We start from the raw sequence: 409 nt of genomic DNA, 5'->3' as shown, positions 1-409 counted from the left end.
ATGGTGCACTGGTCACAGGCGTTACATGAGTAAGCCAGCAATGGATCCATCGACTTGTTGTTCACGAAGTCAGAGAAGATGGTCTTTGGACAGTCACTGAAGTCGTTCATCATGATGCACTCGGTCATACATAGCTTGCAGCTACATTGCAGACAGCGAGATGCTTCTTGTTTGATTTGCGCTTCAGTAAAGCCTAAATCCACTTGTGCAAAATCTTGTTTACGCTCTTCAGCATCACGCAACTCACCGTGTAGGCGAGGGGTATCTACCGTACCTTTTGGTAGTGGTACGTCTAGACGAGATGAGTAGCTGTATTCTTGCTCGAAGTCGCGGTCTTCAGTTAGTGGGCGAGTCGTTAGAAAGCGCTCAACACTCATTGCTGCTTTGCGACCTAATGCCATCGCTTCAA

General features: G+C 47.7%; 1 protein-coding gene. It reads right to left on the bottom strand.

From position 1 onward, the window contains the following. Window positions 1–409 (bottom strand): hypothetical protein (locus tag ACEWB7_RS18235; protein WP_411581122.1); only part of this gene is annotated, 409 nt, incomplete at both ends.

This window comes from Acinetobacter sp. NIOH-H-8 (assembly GCF_046635365.1).
Classification (GTDB): domain Bacteria; phylum Pseudomonadota; class Gammaproteobacteria; order Pseudomonadales; family Moraxellaceae; genus Acinetobacter.
This window is presented reverse-complemented; position numbering and strand designations above follow the sequence as displayed.